The sequence below is a fragment of the Chryseobacterium herbae genome, from assembly GCF_025154075.1.
Taxonomy (GTDB): domain Bacteria; phylum Bacteroidota; class Bacteroidia; order Flavobacteriales; family Weeksellaceae; genus Chryseobacterium; species Chryseobacterium herbae.
Map to the genome: position 1 here is coordinate 83,408 of NZ_JAOAMU010000002.1, position 24,937 is coordinate 108,344.

Consider the following 24,937-nt stretch of genomic DNA (forward strand, 5'->3'; position numbering starts at 1 on the left):
TGAGTTAACGGTCAAACCATAAACGCTCAACGTTCAACTAAAATATGAAATACCAAAGAAGTTCGGCTTTATTTGATGAAGCCTACAAATACATTCCAGGAGGAGTTAATTCTCCGGTTCGAGCATTCAAATCAGTAGGAGGAGTTCCTGTATTCATGAAATCGGCAAAAGGAGCCTATCTTACCGATGCAGATGACAATACCTATATCGACTATATCAATTCATGGGGACCGGCTATTTTAGGCCACACCCATCCCGAAGTACTGGAAGAGCTGAAATTACAGGCTGAAAAAGGCTTTTCTTTCGGAGCACCTACAGAACTGGAAACAGAAATTGCAAAATTCATCGTAGAAAATGTCCCGAATATTGACCAGATCAGAATGGTTTCTTCAGGTACAGAAGCATGTATGAGTGCTGTAAGACTGGCCAGAGGTTTTACAAAAAGAGATAAGATCGTTAAATTTGAAGGCTGTTATCATGGTCACTCAGATTCATTCCTGATCAAGGCAGGAAGCGGTGCAGCAACTTTCGGAAACCCGAATTCTCCTGGAGTAACAGAAGGAACAGCCAAAGACACTCTTTTAGCCCGTTATAACGATTTCGAGCAGGTAGAAGATCTGTTTCGTCACAATCAGGGACAAATAGCAGCCGTGATCATTGAGCCGGTTGCTGGAAATATGGGCTGTGTACTTCCTGAAAACAATTTCCTTCAAAACTTAAGAAAAATCTGCGATGAAAACGGAGCTTTATTGATTTTTGATGAGGTGATGACCGGTTTCAGACTGGCTTTCGGAGGGGCACAGGAATTATATAACGTGAAAGCTGACCTTGTTACTTACGGAAAAGTGATCGGTGGAGGACTTCCGGTAGGAGCATTTGCAGGAAGAAACGAAATCATGGATCATCTGGCGCCTAAAGGAGGGGTTTATCAGGCCGGAACCTTAAGTGGAAATCCATTGGCTATGAGAGCAGGATTAAAAACATTACAGCTCATCAAAAATGATCCGGAATTTTTTAACAGAATCAATAAAACCGCAGAAACACTGGATTTTGGAATAGGAAAAATTCTGAATGAAAAAGGAATTGCCCACAAAATCAACAGAAAGGGATCAATGATGTCTGTATTTTTTCATATCAACAGCGTTTCCAATTTTGATGAAGCAGCGGCTTCCAACCATTCGCTGTTCAATAATTTCTTTCACCAGATGCTTCAGAATGGAGTATATCTTCCGCCAAGTGGATATGAAACCTATTTCATAAGTGATGCCATCAAGGATAGAGAAATCGATAGGACGCTTGAAGCAGTAAGAAAATTTGAATATTCTTAAGATTTAAACAGATCAATTATAATGGAACCGGGTTTTAAAATCCGGTTCTTTTTTTATTATAAGATTGATATTTGAATAGTTTTTGAAACATGAAGATGAATGAAGGAGGTAAGAAAAGTTAAGAAAAAATCAAATGACTTTTTTTACTGATTCTACTTAAAACGAAGCTCAAACTTAATATTCTTAAAAACTGAATGAATCTTAATGGTTTAACATTTTCAGCACAAAACAAATTAAGTCATCCAATAAATCATACAGATATTGTAATAAACCATACACCTTCATCCTGCCCGTTCTTTCTATTTTTGTAATAAATAGATTGGAAATGAAGACCTCTGACAATACGATATCCCGTAAAGATTTTATAAGAAATTCAGCGCTGGCCGCAGCCGGACTTAGCTTAATGCCCAATATCATGGTAGCATCTCCTTTTTTTGGAGAACATACTGTTTCGGCAAAAGGAAAATTAAGCCTTAAGAATGTCCGTCTGGAAACCGGTTTTGAGTATGAAGAAGGAGAAGTTATTGCTACCAAAACCGATCTGTTTTGTATTGAAATTGAAAACGGGAAAATCAAAAGTATAGCCCCAAATCAACCGAATGCAAAAGCCACTGATGCCAAAGGAATGCTTATGCTTCCTGCATTTAAAGATATGCATATTCATTTGGATAAAACGTTTTACGGCGATAAATGGCAGGCGGTCAGAAAAAGAACGGGTGGTGTAAAAGGAATGATTACGCTTGAGCAGAAAATGCTTCCCGAAATGCTGAAAAACTCAACATTCAAAGCAGAAAAAATGATTGAACTGTTGCAGTCAAAAGGAACATCTTTTGCGAGAAGTCATGTCAATATTGAACCCACCTCAAAACTGGACTCATTAAAAAACCTTCAGAAGGCTTTAGAAAATAAAAAGAAAGGTTTCGGAGCCGAACTGGTTGCTTTTCCACAACATGGCGTTTTTTATACAGATTCGGTGCCTTATCTGAAAGAGGCAGCTCAGATGGACATTGATTTTATCGGTGGAGTAGACCCGTTTAACATTGACGGAAATATTGAAAAAACAGCTGATTTTTCGGTTCAGCTGGCTTTAGATCACAAAAAAGGAATTGATATTCACCTTCATGAAACCGGCGAATCAGGGTTGAATACCGTGGAATATCTCATCAAAAAAGTCAATGAAAATCCTTCACTGAAAGGAAAAACATACCTGAGTCATTGTTTTATTTTAGCCAAATTAGACAAAACGAAACAGGAAGAAATGGCTGAAAAGCTATCGGAAGCTCAGATCGGAATTGTTTCTACCATCCCGTTTGGAAACCTCATCATGCCGATTCCTGTGCTGTATAAGCATAATGTAACGGTTTTGACCGGGAATGACAGCATTGTAGATCACTGGAATACTTTCGGGACAGGAAGTGTGCTTCAGAAAGCAAATCAGATGGCGCAATTGTATGGATATTCCACAGAGTTTTTATTATCCAGAAGTCTGAAACTGGCAACGGCGAATGTTCTTCCATTGGATGACAAAGGAAACCAACAATGGCCAAAAGCCGGAGATCAGGCAGATTTTGTGCTGATGAATGCAAGCTGCTCGGCAGAAGCGGTATCAAGAATTTCAAATGTGGAATCACTAGTTCATCAGGGAAATGTGGTTTATTAAAAACAAGAGGATGAAAGTTGTACTCCTACTTTTGAAAATCAAAGATTTTCAAAGAACTTAAGTGATCTTCTTTTCCCAATATTTTCAACTTAAAATAACTTAAGTGTTTAAAAACTTTTGTGGCTAAGAAATAATTTTGTGCAGATTGATCAGATCTTTTTCTGAAAATATTGAACCATTAAGATTCATTCAGTTTTTAAGAATATTAAGTTTGAGCTCCGCTGTGAAGTAGAATCACTTAAAAAATCATTTGATTTTTTCTTAACTAACCTTATCTCCTTTATTCATCTTAATGTTTCAAAATTACTCCTATGATCAGTGCGTTTTATTGTTAAAAGCAATCAATCTTGTTTAAAAATGAAAATATCTCCATCCGTTCAGATTTCTCGCATAAATTTTACTAATTTTAAGAGAAAATCAGATCAAGTGGGTCATCATACAGATCATTTTCCAATCTTAGGCATTCAGGAGTTCAGCGAAAACCAGCTTCAGGGCTGTCATCTGCTGTTTAATGAATTGCATGGCGAACGTTCCATTGATGAACCCCATAAACATGATTTTTTTATCATCAACCTTTTTGAACACGGAAAAGGCAGTCACACCATTGATTTCACGGAATATGAAGTGGGAAACAGCCAGATTCATCTTGTTTTTCCGGATCAGGTTCATCAATGGGTGATTGAAAAGGAAACGGTAGGTTATCAGTTGATGATCAGCAGAGACTGGTTTGAAAGTTTTCTGCCTTCGCTGAGGTTTTCAGCTTCGTATTATCAGAGTCATCCCGTTATTAATCTTTCCAAAGAAACTTTTGGGACTTTCCTGTATGAATTTCAGGCCATTCAGAAAGAGGTGGGTGAGGAGCATGTATTTTGGGAAGTCATCCAGAAGCGGAGTGAGCTGATTGGGTTGCTGGTCAGTAAATCAGTGGAGGGCACTTTCAAAGATTTTGAAATGTATCATTCCAATCCTATTATTTCTAAATTTTTACAGCTTATCGATGAGCATTTCAGAACAGAAAGATCGGTGTCTTTCTATGCGGAGAAGCTTAATATTTCTGCGAATTATTTAAATATTGTCTGTAAAAAAAATCTGAATGCTTCGGCTTCTTCTCTTGTTCAGGACAGGATTCTGCTGGAGGCAAAACGACTTTTAAAAGTCTCCGAAATGTCTGTAAAGGATATTGTTTATGATCTTGGGTTCTATGATCATGCGAGTTTTTCCAAATTTTTCAAAGCACAGACGGGGATGACACCTTCCCAGTTTAAATAATAATCCATACAAAACAAAGCATAATTGATACACCGGCTCTGAGACAAAGCCGGCGTAACTTTGTCCTGTTAAAAGATAAGTTATGCAGTTTCCGTATCAATTGGTTGCAAAAGGAACATATTCGCTCAAAAATGTCCGTCTGGAAATGGGATTTGAATATGATGAAGGAGAAGTGATCAGGACAAAAACTGATCTTTTCAGTATTGACATAGAAGGTGGAAAGATCAAAGCTGTAAAGCCGAATAATCCAGCTTCTGATGCGTTGGATGCCAAAGGTTTTCTGATGCTTCCTGCCTTTAAGGATATGCACATCCATCTGGATAAGACATTATATGGACTTCCGTGGCAGGCACTTTCGCCCAAACGGAGAACAGTAAAGGACATGATCGCTTATGAGCAGGAAATCATCCCTGAACTTTTAAAAACCTCCGTGGAAAGGGCAGAGCAGCTGATCAGTTTGTTACAGCATTACGGAACTCATTTTGCGAGAACACACTTTAATATTGATCCTACCTCAGGTTTAAAATCTTTGGAGAATCTGGAAAAATCTTTGGAACATAAAAAAGATTCTTTCAAAGGTGAACTTGTGGCTTTTCCGCAGCATGGCTTGTATTATACAGATACGGCTCCTTTGCTGAAAGAAGCAGCCCAACTGAAAAGTGTAGGTTTTATCGGAGGTCTTGATCCATTAAGTATCGACGGTCATATTGAAAAGGTGCTTGATTTTACGATACAGCTGGCTTTAGACCATCAAAAAGGAATAGATATTCATCTTCATGAAGCAGGAGAATCTGGGATGAAAACAATCAATTATCTGATTGATAAAACGATTGAGAATCCGCAGTTGCAGGGAAAAACATTTGTAAGTCATGCTTTTGCTTTGGGACATCTTTCTCCAAAAGAAACGGAAAAGATCGCAGAAAGACTGGCAGAAGGAAAAGTGGGAATTGCCTCTTCTATCCCCTTCAGAGGAACGGTAATGCCTATTCCTGTCCTGAAAAAGTATGGAGTGAATGTTCTGATTGGAAATGATAATGTCCAGGATTACTGGAGTACCTTCGGTTCAGGAAATATGCTTCAGAAAGCGAATCTGATTGCCGAGCTTTACGGATATGCAACTGAATTTGAACTGTCCAGAACGCTTCAGTTTGCCACTCAAAGTATTCTTCCGCTGGATGACAAAGGAAAGCAGCAATGGCCAAAGCCGGGGGACGAAGCCTCTATTGTGCTGGCCGATGCTTCATGTTCTGCAGAAGCAGTTTCCAGAATATCCAAAACTGAAGCCTTCATGAACGAAGGGAATCTTTTCTGGAGACCTTAATTGAAATATATATTTTTTAATATACTTGTTTTTTGTGAATAAAGCCATTGGATTTTCTGATGGCTTTTTCGATGTCTTGTAAGAATGATTATTTTTTTTGCAGATGAGAATTAAGAATCACGTGCGAAACATCAGAAGAGATAAAAGACCTATATAAAGATGTCGATTGGAGAAGCTAATTAATCAAAAGCCATCAGAAAAAATTCCTGATGGCTTTTAAAATTTGATATGAAGAAACTAGTTACTTATTGTAATCCCGCTAAAAGATTTACTCCGTCTACTGTAGTCCATGCTCCAGGAGTTAGAGATACTTTGGTAACGGTAGCAGCATTGGTGAACGTTTTAGCACCATTTGGAGTGAATGCATATCCCCAAACTCCTGCGTTGTCAGAGGCTAAGTAAGTAAGAGGTGCTACAACTACTTTCCCTGTATTTACCTGGCTTGTTTCTGTAGCTGCATCTTGAATCAGTACAGCATACCCTTTTTGAGTTCCGATATTTTTATAACCGCTGATATAAACGTTTGAGAAAATTCCTGTTCCGTGTTTTTTGAACTGGATAGCAGAAATTTCAGGAGAGTTTGCAGATTCCGGGTTAGTATTCGTGTCTCTGATTAAAGTAATGTTGGATACTTTTGGTGCTACGTTATCAGCATTACCGGAAGCTTCGATTTCCATTCCGAAGTTACCTGTTCCTGTCTGGAAAGCATACCAGTTGGTATTGTTCTGTCCGCTCCATGCATCCTGCCAGTCGAAAGAGTCATCGAAGTTACCGTAAGAAACAATATTTTTAGCACTTACAGTTCCACCGAAGAATTCGTATCCGTCGTCAGTTCCTTTGTAGGTTACAAGGTTCTCTAAAGTAGTTCCTGCTCCTACAGCGTAGAATGTCATAGAGTTGGTTTCAGAAGTACCGTCACCAATCTTTTTACCTGCATATTCCACTCTTACAAACTTCATGGTTCCTGAGTTTGAATTGGCATCAGTTCCTCCGTAGTACACGTTATTTCCGTCTTCAGAAAGAGCCTGTGCATTTCCGTTCACAGCTTTGATAGGAGCGCTTCCGTAGATGGTAATTCCACCCCAGTCTCCAGGAGTTTTAGTAGAAGTTGTGAATACAATTGGCTCAGCAGCTGTACCTACAGCGTTGATCTTCCCGTCCTGAAGAATCACTAAACCACTTGTTTTAGAAGTTACTACATTGAAAGTAGCTCCTGCTTCAATAGTGATGGTAGCGTTATTTGTAATTTTTACGATTCCGTCTAATGTATAACTTCCTTTTTTGATAAGGATATCTTTTGAAATAGTTCCTGATAATGTTCCGCTTCCGCTTAATACACTTTCAGTAGTTCCAGGAGTAGTAACTGTAGTACCGTCTCCTAAGCCATCATTTACCTCGATAGTACATGAATTTAAGGCTAATGTTAACACGGCTGTTAACGATAATAATGATAAAACTCTTCTTTTCATTTTTATACTTTATTTTTATTTTTTATTAATTTATTTTAGAATGTGTAGCCAACAGTGAAGTTGAATGTGATACCTCTGTAATAGTTGACCAATGTATTATTTCCTTCCTCTATATTAAGCGGGAGATAATTTTTGTCACCCAATAAGATTTTATATTTGCTGTCTAAGATATTCTGCACTCCCAGTTTTACATTCCAGTTTTTGGATAGTTGCCCCTGGTATACAAAATCGATCTGGCTAAATGGCTTTTCGTAGTAGTTATCTGTACCTGCACCTCCTGTTGCATATATTTTGCTTCCTGATACGTTATACACAAGAGAGAAAGTATGGGCTAAGTTGTTACGGTTTTTAAGCTCATACTTTAAATCAGCATTGATGGTATAAGGAGCAGCTCCCTGAAGACCTCTTTTACGTAATGTTTCCCCAGTTGTTTTGAACCACTCAGGCTCTTCCATTTTCAGTTGATCTGCACTTCTTTCAACATCAGAGTACATGATGGTTGCATTAGCTCCCAAAGTGAAATTATGAAGAGATTCTGATATTCTGCTTAAACTGAAAATCCCTTCCAATTCTACCCCAAATAAATCAGCTTTCTTAGCATTGAAGAATGTGATCGTAGAACCTGTCGCATTTCCTGAAGCTACTAATGAGCGTTCAATGGCGTTGTCGATTCTTTTAGCGAATAGGTTAACAGCAAACATTTCCTTGTTGGTAGGGAAATATTCCCATTTCAAATCGAAATTGTAGTTTTCACTGTTTTTAATTTCAGGGTTACCTACAATGTTTACGTTATCCGGGTTAATATAAGTAATTGGCATAGTCTCGATCAGGATAGGACGTGTAACCGTTTTGCTGAAAGAGAATCTTAAATTATTTTTACTATTAATTGCTTTTTTAATGGATAATGAAGGCAGGAAGAAATCTTTATTTTTTTCTAAATTTTGCTTGTTATCGTCACTTTGTTTTGAATAACGGATCAAAGTCATATCATTTTCATACCTCGCTCCCAATAAGATATCCCAAGAATCGTTGGGCTTAAGGTTGATATTAGCATAACCTCCATTAATGATCTGATAAAAACTGGAATAGAACTGAGAAGTATCAGAACCCTCCTGATAAAATAAGCTTCCATCATTTATCGATGCATTAAAGACATCCTGCGGACTGTCAATATTAACTACATGAGCTTGGTTTGACGATCCTGAAGTACGCCCGAAGATAAATCGGTAAGAAGTTTTTCTGAAATCAGAGAAACCGTTGTAACCCACAGCAATCTGAATAGGATAGTCTTTTTTATCTCCTTTTTCACCCAGTGATAACTGATATTCTGCGAACGCTGAACCGTAGAATCTTGAATCTACATCCAGGTACTGACGAATAAGGTTATTTCCTCCATAACGCATCTGGACATATCCGTCAGGAAGCATTTGATTCGTTACAGGATCAATACGGTTAGCTTCTATAATCTTTCTGTCAGGCTGCTGATAATTATTCATTACATAACTCGCTCCGGCCTTTACCTGATGTCTGTCCGCAATTTTCTGAGAAGCTGTTAGCTGCAAGTCTAAAAATCTTGAAACATCTAACTGATTGGTTCTGAAAAATCCGCTGTCTTTGTTACGAACCTGGCCATCTTTATATCCGAAGTTATCTTCTATGATATTATTTGTATTCTGTAAATAAATAGCATTTAAGTTAACATTTGTTCCCTTATTCTTATAACCTAACCCTAATAAAACGGAAGATTCTGTTTCATAAGTATATTGTTTACGGTTAAGAAAATTCATATTATCAATGAATGACTCTTTACCAAGCGATCTGAACTGATTGTTGTCTCCATTCTTATATTCAAACTTACTCCCTTGGTTTAAAGAGAATAAAACACCTAGGTTCCCTGATCCCATTTTCACTTTCTGTGCAGTAGTAAATCCAATACTTGTATTAGGCATTGATTTTACATTGTCTACATTCCAGGAGTCTTTGAATGAATTTGTCGATTCGCTTGCTGTAAATCTATAGTTGCTTGGTCTTGAGTTTCTGATCTCATCCGGAAGTCTTCTGTCTTTAGAGTTTAATCCTAAATATCCATTCATTCCGTCTGCCCCTTCAGCTATTTTGAAATTGTTTCTGAATGTACTCAAAGTATTCACACCCACACTGAACTCCACTTTTGTAAAAGGCTTATCAATCGTAAGCGTTTCGATATCAAAAGTAGCTCCTGCAAAATCTCCGTAAAGGTTGGAGTTGAAGGTTTTGTAGATATTTAGTTTTCCTACCACATCCGTTGGGAACTGCTTCAGCGCAATGATCTTCTGGAATGGGTTGTTGGAAGGAGATCCAAGACCGTTGATCAATAAATAATTGTATCGTTCTTCAAGACCTCTTACGAAAAGTCCTCTTCCTTCTACCGTAGTGATTCCCGTTACTTTCGTAAGTCCCTGTTCTACGTTAGAGATTCCTTTTCTGGATATCTCTTCAGCACTTACAGCCTGTTTTTGAATGACCGCTTTTTTTTGTTCTCCTAATACCGCAGTTTCAGTTTTCTTGTTACTGCTTCCCTGGATTACTACGCCATCAATTTTTTTCTCCTTTATAATCGTGTCCTGCTTCGTTTCCTGAGCGTAAAACATTGATCCGGATAAAAATACGACTGCAATGCTAAGTTTATTAATTTTCATTATTTTACTTACTTTATTTACTAGATTCTTTCGGTGCAAAGGAATAAAAGATTAATGGGGTAAATGGTTTAGGGTGTTTTAATTTTTTTTTAACTAAACATTAATAAAAGGGAGTTATTGTTAACTTTATGTGAACGATAATAGATTTGTTCATCTGTGCTTTAAAATTTATTAACTTTGACTCTGTAAAAATTTAAAATGAACCAAAAGAAAATACTCTTAATAGACGACGAACTGGATATTTTAGAGATTCTGTCTTACAACCTGGAAAAAGAAGGTTACGATATCTATACAGCCACAAACGGTAACGAAGGTATAGATAAAGCCAAGGAGATCATCCCGGACCTTATCCTATTAGATGTTATGATGCCCGAAAAAGACGGTATCGAGACATGTCAGGAACTTCGCAAAGTAAAAGAACTGCAGAAAACACTGATCGTTTTCCTTTCGGCAAGAAGCGAAGAGTTCTCACAGCTTGCAGGATTTCAGGCCGGAGCCAATGATTATATTGTAAAACTGATCAAACCGAAAATTCTGATCTCTAAAGTAAACGCTTTACTACAGTTGACTTCTCAGGTGTCTGATAATGCGAAACTGATCGAAATCGGTGATCTGATTATCGACAAAGACAATTTCAGAGTTTCCAAAAGCGGACAGCAGTTCCTTCTTCCTAAAAAAGAATTCGACTTGTTGTATCTTCTGGCTTCAAACACTGAAAAAGTATTTAAAAGAGAAGAAATTCTTGAAAAAGTATGGGGAAATGACGTGATCGTGGGAGAAAGAACAATCGACGTTCACATCAGAAGATTAAGAGAAAAACTGGGAATCAATACCATCCAGACATTAAAGGGAATCGGTTATAAGCTTATCGTTTAATAACTTAAATTCCTACCTTTACATAACCTATAAAAACTTGTAAAATTGAAATTTTACAGACTTACACTCGTCGCCTCGTGTCTTCTGACACTGGTGATGTTTCTTTTAGTGATCATCTTTGATTCGCTGAAGGATATCTATTACCGGACGCCTTTCTTTAAAATCGGCCTTTTTATCTGTCTGATCCTTATTTTCATCATCAATTACGTTGTTCTTGAACTTCTTTTCAACTACTACGGAAAAAAGCAGGTTCGTGGACTTTCACAGATGCTTCCGCAGGAAATTGTGCATGACAATAACGAAAACATTACCATTAAAGAACTGGGTGAAAGATTTTCCGATCTTAACCAGCAGCAGGTAACGGAGATCGATATGATGAAAGAAATGGAAAGCTACCGTAAAGAATACATCGGAAACGTTTCGCATGAACTTAAAACCCCTTTGTTTTCTATTCAGGGATACGTAGAAACCCTTAGAGACGGCGGTGTGGACAATCTAACCATTCGTGATAAATATCTGGAAAGAATCGATAAATCAGTAGAAAGGCTGATCGCTATTGTGACCGATCTGGATATGATCAACCGTCTGGAAGCCGGCGAGATCAGTATCACCAACTCAAAATTTGATGTCAATCTTTTAATCAAAGAAATTTTTGAACTTCTCGAGTTTGAAGCGGAAAAACATAATACAACGCTGCAGATTCAGACCCTTCATCCGCAAATCTTTGTAGATGCCGACAAACAGAAGATTTCACAGGTTTTTATTAATTTAATTTCCAATGCTATCCATTATGCCAACAGGCAGGAAGCAAGAGTGGTGGTCAAAACCAGTGTTCTTAAAAATAAAGTGCTGATTGAAGTCATCGACAACGGAATGGGAATTAAAGCCGAAATTCTTCCAAGAATCTTCGAAAGATTCTACCGCGTGGAAACCAGCAGAAGCAGAAGGGAAGGGGGTTCAGGACTTGGACTCGCTATTGTAAAGCATATCCTGGAAGCCCATAACGAAAATATAACCGTAGAAAGTGTTTATCTTGAAGGAACCAAATTCAGTTTTATGCTTGAAAAAAGCAAATAATTCTGGTAGAATGTAAGAAAAAAAAATATTTTAAAAAATCCTGAAATATTTTTTTGTCACATGTCATTTATTATATATTTGCAACAGAGATTTATCATAATAATTAAGGCAAAAAAGTAATTTAAGAAACTGATATGGTTTACAAGATCCGCGTAATATTAGATGCGAAAGAGGATATTTTCCGTGATATTGAAGTAAAAGGAAAACAATCACTATGGAACTTACATTTGGGAATTAAAAGTGCGTTCAGTCTGCAGGGAGACGAACTTTCCACTTTTAATATGTTGGAAGATGACGGAACAATTGTTAAAAGTGTTCCCCTGGAAGATATGAGTGACGATGGTGATGGCGAAATTATGTCAGATGTGTACATTGATGAAGCTTTTGAAAGTGTGGGCGACAAAGCTCAGTTTCAGTACGGGCTTCTTGACCTTTGGGAATTCTTCTGCGAGCTTGTAGAAGTAATCGACGAGACAAAAGGGGTTATTTACCCAATCACAGTATACAGATTCGGAAATGTTCCGTTAAAAGCACCAAGCAAAAGCGGTTCAGGAGGATCCAAAAAGAGATCAGCAATGCCTTTGATGGATGATGATTTCAACTTTGAGGATGACTTTGGTGGAAACAGCAGTTTTGAAGATGAAGATGACGACAACTTCGATGACGAGGAAGAAGAAAACTACAATGATGATGTTTTCGAAGATGAAGAAGATAACGAGGATGAAAAATAACATCTGAATACAATATATGGCCCTGGATTTTTGTCCGGGGCTTTTTTTTGTGAAAAGTGAATTTTGCTTCGCAAGTCAATAGTGAATTTTATAACACTATATTTATTATTGACCATTGACCATTCACTTGCGAAGCAAAATTCACGCTTCACAACTCACAATTCACCTTCACACACTTCATTTTTCCTTACTTTTGTTAAAAATAGATGAATGAAGGAATTAATTCTGCTAGCAATAATTGGTCTGGGAATTGTTTCCTGTACCACTCAAAATACAACACACACTATGGATTCTCCGAAAGAATGGAAGCACACCACCAATATATATGAAGTAAATGTCAGACAATATACACCCGAAGGAACGTTCAGGGCATTTGAAAAAGAAATGCCACGCCTGAAAAAAATGGGGGTCAAAACACTTTGGTTTATGCCGATAACTCCGATCGCTCAGCAGAACAAAAAAGGAAGCCTCGGAAGTCCTTACGCTGCTTCTGATTACACTTCCATTAACCCGGAGTTCGGGACCATGAATGATTTCATGCATATGGTGAATGAAGCCCACAGACTGGGATTCAAAGTCATCATAGACTGGGTAGCCAACCACACAGGCTGGGATCATATCTGGACAAAAACGCATCCTGAATTCTATCTGAAAGATGCCGACGGAAAATTCCATATCGCTTCCGGAATGGACGATATCATTGAACTGGATTATAAAAACAAGGAAATGAGACTTGCCATGATTGATGCCATGAAATTCTGGGTAAAAGAAACTGGCATTGATGGTTTCAGATGTGATCTTGCTTCATGGGTAGAAGTGGATTTCTGGCAGCAGGCGCGTCCGGAAGTGGAAAAAATAAAACCTCTTTTCTGGCTAGGTGAATTTGATGAACTGGAAAGTCCTGAATACGGAAAAGTATTTGACGCCAGTTATTCATGGAAATGGATGCATAAATCTGCAGACTATTTCAAGAAAAATGAACCGCTTCAGGAACTTAAAGACCTGTTGCAGCAGTATTCCAATATCGGAGATGTTTCTATGAGAGCATGGTTTACGTCCAATCACGACGAAAATTCCTGGAACGGAACAGAATACGAAAAATATGGAGTAATTACCAAACCGATGGCAATTTTTTCAGCTACATGGAACGGCATTCCTCTATTGTATTCAGGGCAGGAACTTCCCAATATGAAAAGGCTTGAATTCTTTGAAAAAGATGCCATCAAATGGACCACTAATTACCAGATGGCCGAATTCTATAGAATATTACTGGACCTAAAAGCTTCTAACCCTGCATTAAGAGGAGGAGATGCAAGTGTGTCGACTTATCTGTTGAATACAACAGCCAACGACAAAATTCTGGCTTACGTAAGAAAAAATGGAAAAGATGAGGTTCTGGTTGTACTGAATATGTCAAAGGAACCTGTAAACTTTACCATCAAAGACCAAAACCTGTCGGGAACTTTTCGCAATATTTTCGACAGAACAAAAAGAGATTTTGACAGTGGAAAAGATTTCGTTTTCAAAGTTTCGGATTACGCAGTTTTTGAAAAATAAATAGCTTATCAGGAATATTATATTCAATAGGGGCGGGCTTTAGCCCGCTTATTTTATGCATATTTGCAGAAGGCTTTAGCCAAAATGTATTTTTTTTACGCCATCCTCCTCTTGGAAGATTAATTAAGAGATGTCCACACGAAAACATTCATGACATGAACAAACAGGAATTATTAAATATCATAAAAACCAAAATTACCACCAAGATCCAAAACTTTGAAGATTTGATTGCTGAAACCCGTGCTTCGAGCAACGATACCAAAAGTTCAATGGGTGATAAGTACGAAACCGGCCGCGAAATGCTTCAACAGGAAATTAATAATCTCCAGCGCCAGCTTAATGAATCTTTGAATCAGCTGGCGGTTATCCAAAAAATTTCAACCGAGCCTTCCGATAAGGTACAGACCGGAGCTTTGGTCAAAACAGATAAGGGTTTGTTTTATATTACGGTATCTGTAGGTGAAATTATTTCAGACACACAAAAGATTATGACGGTATCTGCAGAATCCCCACTGGTGAAAGCAATGTTAGGTAAAAAATCTACAGAAGGATTCGTTATAAATAATATTCACCAAAAGATTGTAGATATCTGGTAGATTATAAGGGTGAAAACAAGAAATCTAAGTGAAAATTTTCCAATCAAATCATGAAATATTAATTTTTACTCCTTTTGTGATCAATTATCGTTAAAAAATTAAGAGAATTTTTGAGTCAATAGGATAAATTGATGGTCAGATTTAAAGAAATAAAGGAAATTTAAGCTTAAATATTAATAAATTTTTATTGTTAAAAATTTAAATTAATCTCAGAATTTTGATGGATCATTTTTTCTTAATTTGAAATCTTTTAGTTAATTTTTTTTATATTAATTATAAATTTTGATTAATTATTTTTCAAATAATTTTGGTTAAAAATGTGAATTTCGTAATTATATTTTATTTTTTTTGTTGATTGTATTTGTTCAATTATTATATTTGGGTTGATAACACACCAAAATAATATTGTTTATGAAAAACAAATTGACACTTATGGTTTTTGTTCCGCTTTTAGTAAGCGGAATTAGCCTGCAGGCTCAAAGATATGTTGAGCAAAGAATTGATGAGGGCAATTCATCAATGATCACATTCAAACCAGGAACTAATGCAAGGGATCTTACATTATCCGACAACGGAAAATTCTTCTCCGAGATCTTAAATCTTCCCGCAGGATCTAAAATGGTTAAAATTAATTCGGCAAAACTCTTCAGCGATTTTTCTGATGAAAAATACCAGCTTTATCATGATGGGATTAAGGTTGAATTTGCCAATTATATGCTGCACTACGTAAAAGGTAATCTGGTCAGCATGAATGGAGAATTCTATGATACCAACGATCTGAATACCCAGCCTGATGTTTCAGAATCTATCGCACTTAAAACTGCCGTGAAATATATCGGCGCGAAAGCTTTAATGACCAACACGGAATACGGCAGAGAGATTAATTATCAGCCTAAAGGAGAGCTTGTATTATTACCGGTTGAAGCTGCCAATGGTAAATACAGACTTTTACTGTCCTATAAGTTTGATATCTTCTCCGCCGAACCTTTTCTGAGATCTAACGTATATGTGGATGCCAAATCAGGAGCCGTACTGCTCAATGACCAGATCATGAAGCATACCGGAGAGCATTCTCACGGCAAGGGAATGAATGGTATTTCCCCTGCAGGACCTGAAAATCAATCAAAAAAGGATTTTGCATCAATTTTTGTTGCCGGAACCGCCCAGACAAAATACAGTGGAACAAAATCAATTGAAACCACTCTTGTGAGCGGGAAATATGCATTAAAAGACAACACAAGAGGAGGAGGAGTCAATACCTACAATAACAATAATGCAAACTATACCAGTCTTACAAAAAATAATATTACGGATACGGACAACAACTGGACAACGGCAGAACATTCTTCCACAGGGAATGATGTAGCACTGGATGTTCATTGGGGAGTAGAAAAAACATACGATTATTTCAAAGATACATTCAATAGAAATAGTTATGACAATCAGGGAGCTGTACTTGACAGTTATGTTCATGTAAGAAGCTCATGGGAAAATGCAGCCTGGACCGGAAGTGCAATGGTGTACGGCGATGGAGCTAGTACATTTAAACCTCTTGGGGCATTTGACGTAACCGCTCACGAATTAGGACATGCTGTATGTCAGGAAACGGCTAATCTGGTGTATCAAAGAGAATCAGGAGCGTTGAATGAAGGACTTTCCGATATCTGGGGAACTGTGATTGAAAATGCTTATGCACCTGAAAAACAGAACTTTTTAATCGGGGAGGATATTACCAAAGTAGCCCCTAATTATTTAAGATCTATGAGCAATCCCAATTCAGGATTGTCTAAACAGCCGGATACTTACAAAGGAACGTATTGGAAAGATGCCAGCAATTCCTGTATTCCCAATCCTGACACCAATGATAACTGTGGGGTTCACTACAATAGCGGTGTGCTGAATTATTGGTTCTATCTTCTGGTACAGGGAGGTTCCGGAACCAATGATATTGGAAACAGCTTCACTGTGGCAGGAATCGGATTTGAAAAAGCAGCAAAAATTGTCTACAGATTAGAAACCTCTTATCTTACAGCGAATTCTAATTATAACAATGCTTTAACTTACGGAATTCAATCTGCAAAAGATCTTTTCGGCGCAGATTCTGCGGAACATCAAGCAACTCAGAATGCATTTTATGCGGTAGGATTAGGAACAGCTTATTCCGGTGGAACCACAACAGATACTCAGGCTCCTACTGCACCTCAATTGACTGCTTCAGGCACTACACAAACCTCCACAACACTTTCATGGAGCGGATCTACTGATAACGTGGCAGTAACAGGATACGATGTTTACAGAGGAACAAGTCTTCTGGGATCTACGGCTTCCGCAACGTATTCCGTAACAGGATTAACACCGGCTACTGCCTACAGCTTCACCGTGAAAGCAAAAGACGCAGCAGGAAATATTTCAGCAGCAAGTAATGCAGTGAGCGTAACCACACAATCTGGCGGAGGTACTGTCACCTATTGCTCATCTTCTGGCAACTCCACGGCCGATGAACGTATCAGCAATGTGAAATTTGCGGATATTAATCAAACATCAACAGGTACGGCAGGATATGAGAACTTCACTTCTGTTACTGGAAATGTTACGAAAGGAACTTCTTATACCGTTTCCATCACACCATCATGGACTTCTATAAAATATAGTGAAGGATACGCAGTTTATATTGATTATAACGGCGATGGAGACTTTACAGATAGCGGTGAATTAGCATGGTCTAAAACAGCAAGCACAACATCTCCTGTGTCCGGAAGTATCACCATTCCAAGTACTGCTCTTACTGGAAATACAAGATTGAGAGTGATCATGAGATACAATGCAGTGCCTTCTTCATCATGTGGAACATTTAACTATGGACAGGTTGAAGATTATACATTAAAAATAAACTCTGCAGGAGCTGTCTCTTCATTGATTGCTGAAACGTCAGGCGATAATAATACAATCAGTGTTTATCCGAATCCGGTAAAAGATATCATTAAGATTAAATCTCAATCCGGTTCTGATTTCAGATATCAGCTTGTTGATGCCCGTGGAAGCGTAGTTCAGTCTGGCGAAACAAAATCCCAGTCTATCAACGTTGAAGCATTGCTTCAGGGAGTATATATCCTTTCATTGGATAACGGAAAAGAGAAAATTACTCAGAAGATTATTAAAAATTAATCCCTGATTATTGCCGGATCCTTCGGGATTCAACAAGTAAAAAATAATAGTAAACAGTTGTGAAAATAATTTCACAGCTGTTTTTTTATGATCTATGATAACTCAAAATCGGTTAGTTTTTTCTAAATTTGAACCATAAAAACCCGCTTTCAAAAATGCAGAACTACCTAGACCTTTTACAGCATATTTTAGACAATGGAACAGATAAAACCGACAGAACAGGTACCGGAACGAGAAGTGTTTTCGGGTACCAGCTAAGATATGATCTGTCAAAAGGTTTTCCTATGGTAACGACTAAAAAAGTACACCTGAAATCCATTATCTATGAGCTGCTTTGGTTTTTGAAAGGGGATACCAATGTTAAATATCTCAATGACAACGGAGTAAGCATCTGGGATGAATGGGCAGATGAAAATGGTGACTTAGGTCCTGTTTACGGCGCGCAGTGGAGAAGCTGGCAGGGAGCTGACGGAAAAATTGTAGATCAGATCACAGAAGTAATCGATCAGATCAAGAAAAATCCGGATTCCAGAAGGCTGATCGTTTCTGCATGGAACGCTGCCGAGATTCCCAATATGGCGCTGGCACCTTGTCACGCTTTATTCCAGTTTTATGTAGCAGATGGAAAACTGTCGCTACAACTGTACCAGAGAAGTGCTGATGTATTTCTTGGAGTTCCTTTCAATATTGCGAGTTATGCATTATTACTGATGATGGTGGCGCAGGTATGTGACCTGGAAGTTGGAGATTATGTGCACAGCTTCGGGGATGTGCATATTTACAACAATCATTTTGAGCAGGTAAATAAGCAGCTTTCCAGAGATCCAAGGCCACTTCCTGTGATGAAACTGAATCCTGAGATCAAAGATATTTTCGGATTTACTTTTGAAGATTTCACCCTTGAAAACTATGATCCGCATCCGGGAATTAAAGCTCCTGTAGCGGTATAATGAAAGTTTCGGGAATTTTTGCTGTTATTCTTACCATTGCTCTCTTTAGCTGTCATAAAAAAGAAGAGAAAAAACCGGTCATTACAGACCTGTTGATGGACGATTTTGATTTTACAAAAGATGCCATCTTCGATACTTTGAATGTTCCTCAGCATTTAAGAAAGATAATTAAAGATATTTCGTCTTTAAACATCTATGAAACAGAACAGGGAGGAAAAGGTGCCACAGACACACCTGCTAATTTCAAGAATTTCAAAAAATTATATAAAGCCGCTTCAGAACAGGAATTGCTGTCGCTTACTGACAATAAAAATAGTGTTGTGGCGGTTTACGCTGCCATCGCATTGTCAGAAAAAGATAATAAATATACAGTTCCGGTTTTCCAGAAAATGCTTTCCAGAAAAGGGATCGTACACATTCAGAATGGATGTATTCTTAGTGATGATCATCCCGCAGAACCGGTTTACTGGACACAGTATTACAAACTGAAACCTGAAGAACTAAACTCCGACCCAGGTTTGAAACAGCTCGACAGCATGATTCTTTTTATGCCGAATTCTTCAGAACTTATCCTCACAACTGCATTGAGAAACAGAACCTATTCCGACGGACTGAAAAACCAGATCGCAAAACAGGCCTTTGAAAATCATAGACAACCTGCCTTGCAATACCTTAACTCATGGCACAAAAAGGAATATGCTGAATTGCTGCAGAAGGAGTTTGGAGATCTTATCAAAAATGATTCTGTAGAAAAAGGAACAGCAGATCCTGTCCCCGCTGGAAAATAGCGGGATTTCTTCTGAAGATTACAATTAATATTCCTACACCCCTTGCTGTAACAGAATCCTTAATTTTACTACTGATTGGAAAATTAATAATATGATTCTGAAAAAACTGTTTTTTGTAGCGACAGCAAGTATTTCGTGTATGGCATTTTCTCAAAGTGCAAACAAACAGAAATTAATGAATTATCTCGATTCACTTTCTGTTCATCATAAAGTAATGGGAAGCTTTGCCATCGCAGAGAACGGCCAGCCTACTTTTCTGAAAACGACGGGATTCTCCGATGCTTCAAAACAGCAGAAAGCCAATATCAATACCCAATACCGCATAGGTTCTATTTCCAAAACATTCACGGCAGTACTTGTGATGAAGGCTGTTGAAGAAAAAAAGCTATCCCTTGATGCCAAGCTTTCTACATGGTATCCGGAAATAGAAAATGCAGATAAAATTACCATCGAAAACCTTTTACAGCACAGAACCGGAATTCATAATCTGACGGATGAACAGGAGTACTGGACCTACAATACAACGGCTCAGACAGAACAATCCCTGATGTCGATCATCAAAAAATATAAAAGCGACTTTTCTCCTGGAACCAAATATGAATACAGCAATTCAAACTATATTCTCCTGGCCTTTATACTGGAAAAGGTCTATAAAAAAACTTATGCGCAACTGCTTAAGGCCAAAATTACAAATCCTCTGAAGTTAACACTGACAGAAGTGGGTGGAAAAATTGATCCTTCTAAAAATCAGGCACTTTCCTATATCTATTCCAATGGAAGCTATCAGCCGTGGCAGGAAACGGACATGAGCATCCCTGTGGGCGCAGGAAATATCATTTCTACCCCTACAGAACTGCTGAAGTTTATCATTGCCCTGGAAAACGGAAAACTCATCAGTAAAACCAGTCTTTCCGGGATGAAAAACTTTATAGATGGCTATGGCTACGGAATTGCACAGGTGCCTTTTGAAAAATATTTGGGGTATGGACATAACGGCGGAATTGATCATTTTCGCTCAGTAGTATATTATTTTCCTGAACTGAAAGTAGCAGTGAGCGCCATCACCAATCAATCAGATTACGATAATAATGATATTTCGATCAAAATGATCCAGACAGCTGTTGGAAAAGATTTTAAAATGCCTAATTTTAAGGAAGTTTCTGTAGCGGCTGAAATTCTGAAAAAATATGAAGGACTTTACAAGACAGAAGGCTTTCCGCTGGATATAAAAATATTCCAGGAAGAAGGAAAACTGATGGGGCAGGCTACAGGACAGGGCGCATTTCCGCTGGAAGCGGTCTCTGAAACCGAATTTAAGTTTGAAATGGGAGGTGTCAAAATGAAGTTCAATGCTGAGAAAGGAACCATGGACTTTTCACAGGGTGCCAATAATTTTACCTTTAAGAAACAATAAAATGAAATATTTAAAAATCAATACAGAAGACAATGCAGATCTTGCAGCACTTCAAAATGCAGTTTTACAGCTGAAAGGAGTAGCCTCGGTAGAGATCATTGATGATGAAAACCCGGAAAGTGAACTGAAAAAAGCTTTTGCTAAAACCAAAGAACAGCTGAAAACAGGTGACTACGAAACCCTGGTTAATGATATTTTTGATATAATAACAAAAAATAATTCTAAAAAATAATAAAGTAACAAATGAAAAAGGCGATTTTGTCCATTGCTATACTCGGAATTTTCTTTTCCGCAAACGTATCAGCACAGACCGAAACTTCAGGAAGGGAAAAGGCTTACAGAGCCACAAACACCAAAGTAACGGAACTTAAACATACCAAGCTTAAAGTCAATTTCGATTATCAGAAAGAACAGATGGGCGGAGAAGAATGGTTGACAGCCACTCCGTATTTCTATCCGACCAACGAACTGACACTTGATGCAAAAGGTATGCTGATTCACGAAGTAGCTCTTGATAACAACGGAAAAAAATCACCTTTAAAATATGAATATAAGGACGAGATTCTGAAGATCAGTCTGGATAAAACCTATCAGAAAAATCAGGAATATACAGTATATATCAAGTATACGGCACGCCCGAATGAGGTAAAACAGAAGGGAAGCATGGCTATCAATGATGCCAAAGGTCTTTATTTTGTCAATGCACAGGGACAGGATCCGGATATGCCGACTCAGATCTGGACACAAGGGGAAACGGAATCTTCTTCCGCGTGGTTCCCAACCATCGATAAACCGAATCAGAAGACTACGCAGGAGATCTACATGACCGTTCCTGATAAATATGTCACCCTTTCCAATGGAATTCTGAAAGATTCACAGAAAGAAGGAAGCTTAAGAACAGACCATTGGGTAATGGATAAAAGGCACTCTACCTACCTGTTCTTTATGGGCGTAGGTGAATATGCCATCGTTAAAGACAAATGGAAAAATATTCCGGTAGATTATTATATCGAAAAAGAATACGAACCTTACGCAAAACAGATCTATGGAAATACGCCGGAAATGATCGAGTTTTTCTCCAAAAAAATGGGGTATGATTATCCGTGGGCAAAATATGCGCAGATCTCAGGAAGAGACTATGTGAGCGGGGCTATGGAAAATACAACGGCAACCCTTCATGGAAGCGATATCCTTCAGAAACCAGGACAGTTGATCGATGAAAACAAATGGGAAGATACGATCGCTCATGAATTATTCCACCACTGGTTCGGAGATCTTGTGACGGCAGAAAGCTGGAGCAACCTTACCGTGAACGAATCATTCGCCAATTATTCCGAATACTTATGGAACGAATATAAATACGGAAAAGACCAGGCAGACTATCACCAGATGACCGATGTGAATATGTACATCCACAATCCTGCTGATTTCAAGAAAAACCTCGTGAGATTCAACTATGATTCCCGCGAAGACGTTTTTGACCTGGTGACCTATCAGAAAGGAGGTGGTATCCTTCATATGTTGAGAAATTATCTGGGTGATGATGCTTTCTTTGCGGGGATGAATGATTATCTGAAAACCAATGAATATCAAAGCGGCGAAGCTCATCAATTAAGACTTTCTTTCGAAAAAGTTTCAGGAAAAGATCTGAATTGGTTCTTCAATCAGTGGTATTTCGGAAGCGGAAATCCAAAGCTGAACTACTCGTTTACATTTGAACCTGTAAAAAAGCAAGTAACTGTAACAATTAATCAAACTCAGGATCAGCCGTTCGAGTTTCCACTTGCCATCGATGTTTACGACAATGGAAAACCGAAAAGATATAATGTATGGGTCAATGCTGAGGCGAAGAATACATTCAATTTTGATGCGTCTAAAACTCCGGATCTGATCAATATCAATGCAGACGGAATTTTAGTTTCAGAAATTACCGATACCAAGACTCCGGAACAAAACCTGATGCAGTTCACCAACTCCAAGGAATTTAAGAGCAGATACAAAGCTTTAGCCGCTATAAAAGATCAGGTCGGGAAAAGTCCGGCTGCGACGAAATTATTGGCTGCAGCAATAAAAGACCCTTATTTCAGAACAAGAATCAAGGCACTTCAATTGATGGATCTTTCAAATGCTGAACAGATGAAAGCGTTAGGTGCCGATGTAGAGAAATTAGCATCCAATGATCCGAAAACCTTAGTACAGGCCGCTGCGATCACGGCTTTGGCTAAAACTAAAGATAAAAAATACCTTCCGATTTTTGAAAAAGGGGTGAATGCGGTGTCCAATGCGGTAAAAGCAACGTCATTAAGTGCTGTTTTGAGCATAGATCCGTCAAAAGCGAGTACACTGGCTGACAAGATCGACCTGGAAGGAGCTTCAGAGACGTTACTTGGACAGCTGCTACCAGTGATTGTAAAGAATAAAGTGACTTCCCAGATGTCTAATATCACACCTCTTGTGGCCTTTTATCCTTTCATTAAATTACAAAACCCAGAATTGGGGAAATCTGCTGAAGAAGGATACAACTGGATCATGAGCTCAGATAACCTGAAAGCTACTGAAAATATTACAAAAATCATCAGCCATGCAAAAGGCGAGATGGGAGATAATCCTCAGGTTAAAATGATGATTTCCCAGATGCTGAAAGATGGATTAAGTAAAAAAATGGAACTGCTGAGACAGAATCCTCAGAACGCAGGAAGTATCAACAAACAGATCGATGCGATCAATAAAGCCATTGAAGATTTTAAGTAAGAAACCTCTTAAAATTTAGAATATAAACCACTGTGAAAATCAGTGGTTTTTTTATGATTTTAATTTAAAAAGCAAAATTAAGCTTAGGAACTGAAGGCGATTCAAACATGATTTTAGGGGATTTTATCCTGTCTTTTTATCTCCAAAAACCGTTATTCTTCATCCAGGTTTTGAAAAGCTCAGGCCATGCAGCTGCAGGACTTCCTTTTTTACCTAATCCCCAGCCGTGACCACCGGTTTGAAAAAGATGCATTTCAGCTTTTACATTCACTTGCCTCAGAGCCGAATATAACAGTAAACTATTATCAACAGAAGAAATAGGATCATCCATAGCCTGTGCTAAAAACGTAACCGGCATATTGGAATCTACCAGTTTTTCTACTGAAAATGCGGTTTCTTCAGCAACAGACGGATCTTTCCCAAGAATACTTTTCCTTGAATGGGTCTTATTATTGGGAGGAAGCATAGAAATAACAGGATAAATCAGTCCGGTAAAATCTGGTCTTGCCGATAAAGAATCTATTTCATCAATTGGCTTGTAGCGTTTTGTGTCAGGTTGTGCCGAGGTCAATCCTGCTAAATGACCGCCTGCAGAAAATCCCAGAATTCCGACCTTATTGACATCAATCTTATACTTTTCCGCAAGGCTTCGGATGATTCGCATGGCCCGTTGAGCATCTTCAAAAGGAACTTTGTTGCTATTCAGGTTTTCTGGAGGAAGTCTGTAGATAAGTTCGAAGGCAGTTATACCTTCGGATTCAAGCCAGTTGGCCGTTGGACTACTTTCTTTACCCATTTCGATATGGGCATATCCGCCGCCGCCGATCACTAAAATAGCGGTTCCGTTAGGATTGGAAGGACGGTGAACAATCAATCTTGGTTTTGAGATGTTTGTAACAGAGCCTTTGGCGGTTATTATTTCCGCTCCTTGTGGTCCGGGTCCGTCAGGCATATGATTAGTCCACAAAGGGATTTGCTCCAAAGCAGGTGATATCTGAATTTTTTTTTCCTGAATCTGTGCTTCATATCCCGTGCTGCCGGTAAACAAGATGATGGTAAGGGCAATAAAGGTTCTCATAGATGTATTTGCAAATAAAATTAATACAATCTTCCGGTTATACCAAGTGTATTCTATGATCAAGGAGGTTTTAAGCTAAGCAGGTCTTTCTGGCTTTTTGGACAAGTCGGCCTTATTTCTTAATATATCATAAAAAATAATTTTGTGCTCGGGATGCTTTTTCTTTTTAGGTGTTTTAATGTTTATTTTTTGATGATTTTAATGCTTAAATCTTGATTTTGTTTTTAAA

General features: G+C 38.2%; 18 protein-coding genes. 15 read left to right on the forward strand and 3 right to left on the reverse strand.

Going from position 1 to position 24,937, the window contains the following annotated elements; all coding sequences use genetic code 11:
* The first annotated feature begins 44 nt into the window (after positions 1 to 44).
* The 4 genes from hemL to N0B48_RS06615 all read left to right on the forward strand — a co-directional run bounded on the left by hemL (position 45) and on the right by N0B48_RS06615 (position 5,578).
* Complete coding sequence (gene hemL, locus N0B48_RS06600) at positions 45 to 1,328, forward strand: glutamate-1-semialdehyde 2,1-aminomutase (RefSeq protein ID WP_259837704.1); 1,284 nt, start codon at positions 45 to 47, stop codon at positions 1,326 to 1,328.
* Between the two features lie 325 nt (positions 1,329 to 1,653).
* Positions 1,654 to 2,988 carry an amidohydrolase gene (locus N0B48_RS06605; protein WP_259837707.1) on the forward strand — a complete coding sequence of 445 codons (1,335 nt, stop codon included), beginning with the start codon at positions 1,654 to 1,656 and terminating at the stop codon, positions 2,986 to 2,988.
* A 426-nt stretch (positions 2,989 to 3,414) separates the two neighbouring features.
* A complete protein-coding gene (locus N0B48_RS06610; protein ID WP_259837709.1) occupies positions 3,415 to 4,257 on the forward strand; it encodes an AraC family transcriptional regulator in 843 nt (280 codons plus the stop codon).
* An 82-nt stretch (positions 4,258 to 4,339) separates the two neighbouring features.
* Entirely contained in the window at positions 4,340 to 5,578 is a 1,239-nt protein-coding gene (locus N0B48_RS06615; RefSeq protein WP_259837711.1) for an amidohydrolase, read from the forward strand.
* Positions 5,579 to 5,823: 245 nt separating this feature from the next.
* On the opposite strand, the gene N0B48_RS06620 is transcribed toward N0B48_RS06615, so the two are convergent.
* Together N0B48_RS06620 and N0B48_RS06625 are read right to left on the reverse strand one after the other, a co-directional pair.
* Positions 5,824 to 7,047, reverse strand: a complete 1,224-nt coding sequence (locus N0B48_RS06620; RefSeq protein ID WP_259837713.1) for a beta-helix domain-containing protein — start codon at positions 7,045 to 7,047, stop codon at positions 5,824 to 5,826.
* Positions 7,048 to 7,082: 35 nt separating this feature from the next.
* Positions 7,083 to 9,725: a TonB-dependent receptor plug domain-containing protein gene (locus N0B48_RS06625; protein ID WP_259837715.1), complete on the reverse strand. Its 2,643-nt coding sequence runs from the start codon at positions 9,723 to 9,725 to the stop codon at positions 7,083 to 7,085.
* Between the two features lie 198 nt (positions 9,726 to 9,923).
* Here N0B48_RS06625 and N0B48_RS06630 point away from each other — a divergent pair, with 198 nt between their 5' ends.
* The 11 genes from N0B48_RS06630 to N0B48_RS06680 all read left to right on the forward strand — a co-directional run bounded on the left by N0B48_RS06630 (position 9,924) and on the right by N0B48_RS06680 (position 23,630).
* A complete protein-coding gene (locus N0B48_RS06630) occupies positions 9,924 to 10,601 on the forward strand; it encodes a response regulator (protein ID WP_034728755.1) in 678 nt (225 codons plus the stop codon).
* Positions 10,602 to 10,646: 45 nt separating this feature from the next.
* A complete protein-coding gene (locus N0B48_RS06635) occupies positions 10,647 to 11,678 on the forward strand; it encodes a sensor histidine kinase (protein WP_259837719.1) in 1,032 nt (343 codons plus the stop codon).
* 134 nt (positions 11,679 to 11,812) lie between these two features.
* A complete protein-coding gene (locus N0B48_RS06640; protein ID WP_259837722.1) occupies positions 11,813 to 12,409 on the forward strand; it encodes an IS1096 element passenger TnpR family protein in 597 nt (198 codons plus the stop codon).
* 210 nt (positions 12,410 to 12,619) lie between these two features.
* A complete protein-coding gene (locus N0B48_RS06645) occupies positions 12,620 to 13,966 on the forward strand; it encodes an alpha-amylase family glycosyl hydrolase (RefSeq protein ID WP_259837723.1) in 1,347 nt (448 codons plus the stop codon).
* A 155-nt stretch (positions 13,967 to 14,121) separates the two neighbouring features.
* Positions 14,122 to 14,562, forward strand: a complete 441-nt coding sequence (locus N0B48_RS06650; protein WP_259837724.1) for a GreA/GreB family elongation factor — start codon at positions 14,122 to 14,124, stop codon at positions 14,560 to 14,562.
* A gap of 411 nt (positions 14,563 to 14,973) precedes the next feature.
* Positions 14,974 to 17,727 carry a M4 family metallopeptidase gene (locus N0B48_RS06655; RefSeq protein WP_259837725.1) on the forward strand — a complete coding sequence of 918 codons (2,754 nt, stop codon included), beginning with the start codon at positions 14,974 to 14,976 and terminating at the stop codon, positions 17,725 to 17,727.
* Positions 17,728 to 17,882: 155 nt separating this feature from the next.
* Positions 17,883 to 18,677, forward strand: a complete 795-nt coding sequence (locus N0B48_RS06660) for a thymidylate synthase (RefSeq protein ID WP_034728766.1) — start codon at positions 17,883 to 17,885, stop codon at positions 18,675 to 18,677.
* The gene (locus N0B48_RS06665; protein ID WP_259837726.1) at positions 18,677 to 19,465 is read left to right on the forward strand and encodes a hypothetical protein; all 789 of its coding nucleotides are present in this window, start codon (positions 18,677 to 18,679) and stop codon (positions 19,463 to 19,465) included. Before N0B48_RS06660 ends, N0B48_RS06665 begins: the two co-directional genes overlap by 1 nt.
* 91 nt (positions 19,466 to 19,556) lie before the next feature.
* On the forward strand, positions 19,557 to 20,879 hold the full coding sequence (locus N0B48_RS06670) for a serine hydrolase domain-containing protein (RefSeq protein WP_259837727.1): 1,323 nt from the start codon (positions 19,557 to 19,559) through the stop codon (positions 20,877 to 20,879).
* 1 nt (position 20,880) lies between these two features.
* The gene (locus N0B48_RS06675) at positions 20,881 to 21,111 is read left to right on the forward strand and encodes a hypothetical protein (RefSeq protein WP_034728770.1); all 231 of its coding nucleotides are present in this window, start codon (positions 20,881 to 20,883) and stop codon (positions 21,109 to 21,111) included.
* An 11-nt stretch (positions 21,112 to 21,122) separates the two neighbouring features.
* Complete coding sequence (locus tag N0B48_RS06680; RefSeq protein ID WP_259837728.1) at positions 21,123 to 23,630, forward strand: M1 family metallopeptidase; 2,508 nt, start codon at positions 21,123 to 21,125, stop codon at positions 23,628 to 23,630.
* Positions 23,631 to 23,766: 136 nt separating this feature from the next.
* On the opposite strand, the gene N0B48_RS06685 is transcribed toward N0B48_RS06680, so the two are convergent.
* Entirely contained in the window at positions 23,767 to 24,708 is a 942-nt protein-coding gene (locus N0B48_RS06685; protein WP_259837729.1) for an alpha/beta hydrolase, read from the reverse strand.
* Positions 24,709 to 24,937 lie beyond the last annotated feature (229 nt).

Excerpts from the sequence above, each read along its gene's own strand:
- N0B48_RS06680 (WP_259837728.1), top strand. The coding sequence starts at position 21,123 with ATGAAAAAGGCGATTTTGTCCATTGCTATACTCGGAATTTTCTTTTCC.
- hemL (WP_259837704.1), top strand. The coding sequence starts at position 45 with ATGAAATACCAAAGAAGTTCGGCTTTATTTGATGAAGCCTACAAATAC.
- N0B48_RS06655 (WP_259837725.1), top strand. The coding sequence starts at position 14,974 with ATGAAAAACAAATTGACACTTATGGTTTTTGTTCCGCTTTTAGTAAGC.
- N0B48_RS06605 (WP_259837707.1), top strand. The coding sequence starts at position 1,654 with ATGAAGACCTCTGACAATACGATATCCCGTAAAGATTTTATAAGAAAT.
- N0B48_RS06640 (WP_259837722.1), top strand. The coding sequence starts at position 11,813 with ATGGTTTACAAGATCCGCGTAATATTAGATGCGAAAGAGGATATTTTC.
- N0B48_RS06625 (WP_259837715.1), bottom strand. The coding sequence starts at position 9,725 with ATGAAAATTAATAAACTTAGCATTGCAGTCGTATTTTTATCCGGATCA.
- N0B48_RS06675 (WP_034728770.1), top strand. The coding sequence starts at position 20,881 with ATGAAATATTTAAAAATCAATACAGAAGACAATGCAGATCTTGCAGCA.
- N0B48_RS06615 (WP_259837711.1), top strand. The coding sequence starts at position 4,340 with ATGCAGTTTCCGTATCAATTGGTTGCAAAAGGAACATATTCGCTCAAA.
- N0B48_RS06620 (WP_259837713.1), bottom strand. The coding sequence starts at position 7,047 with ATGAAAAGAAGAGTTTTATCATTATTATCGTTAACAGCCGTGTTAACA.
- N0B48_RS06630 (WP_034728755.1), top strand. The coding sequence starts at position 9,924 with ATGAACCAAAAGAAAATACTCTTAATAGACGACGAACTGGATATTTTA.
- N0B48_RS06645 (WP_259837723.1), top strand. The coding sequence starts at position 12,620 with ATGAAGGAATTAATTCTGCTAGCAATAATTGGTCTGGGAATTGTTTCC.
- N0B48_RS06685 (WP_259837729.1), bottom strand. The coding sequence starts at position 24,708 with ATGAGAACCTTTATTGCCCTTACCATCATCTTGTTTACCGGCAGCACG.
- N0B48_RS06650 (WP_259837724.1), top strand. The coding sequence starts at position 14,122 with ATGAACAAACAGGAATTATTAAATATCATAAAAACCAAAATTACCACC.
- N0B48_RS06660 (WP_034728766.1), top strand. The coding sequence starts at position 17,883 with ATGCAGAACTACCTAGACCTTTTACAGCATATTTTAGACAATGGAACA.
- N0B48_RS06665 (WP_259837726.1), top strand. The coding sequence starts at position 18,677 with ATGAAAGTTTCGGGAATTTTTGCTGTTATTCTTACCATTGCTCTCTTT.
- N0B48_RS06670 (WP_259837727.1), top strand. The coding sequence starts at position 19,557 with ATGATTCTGAAAAAACTGTTTTTTGTAGCGACAGCAAGTATTTCGTGT.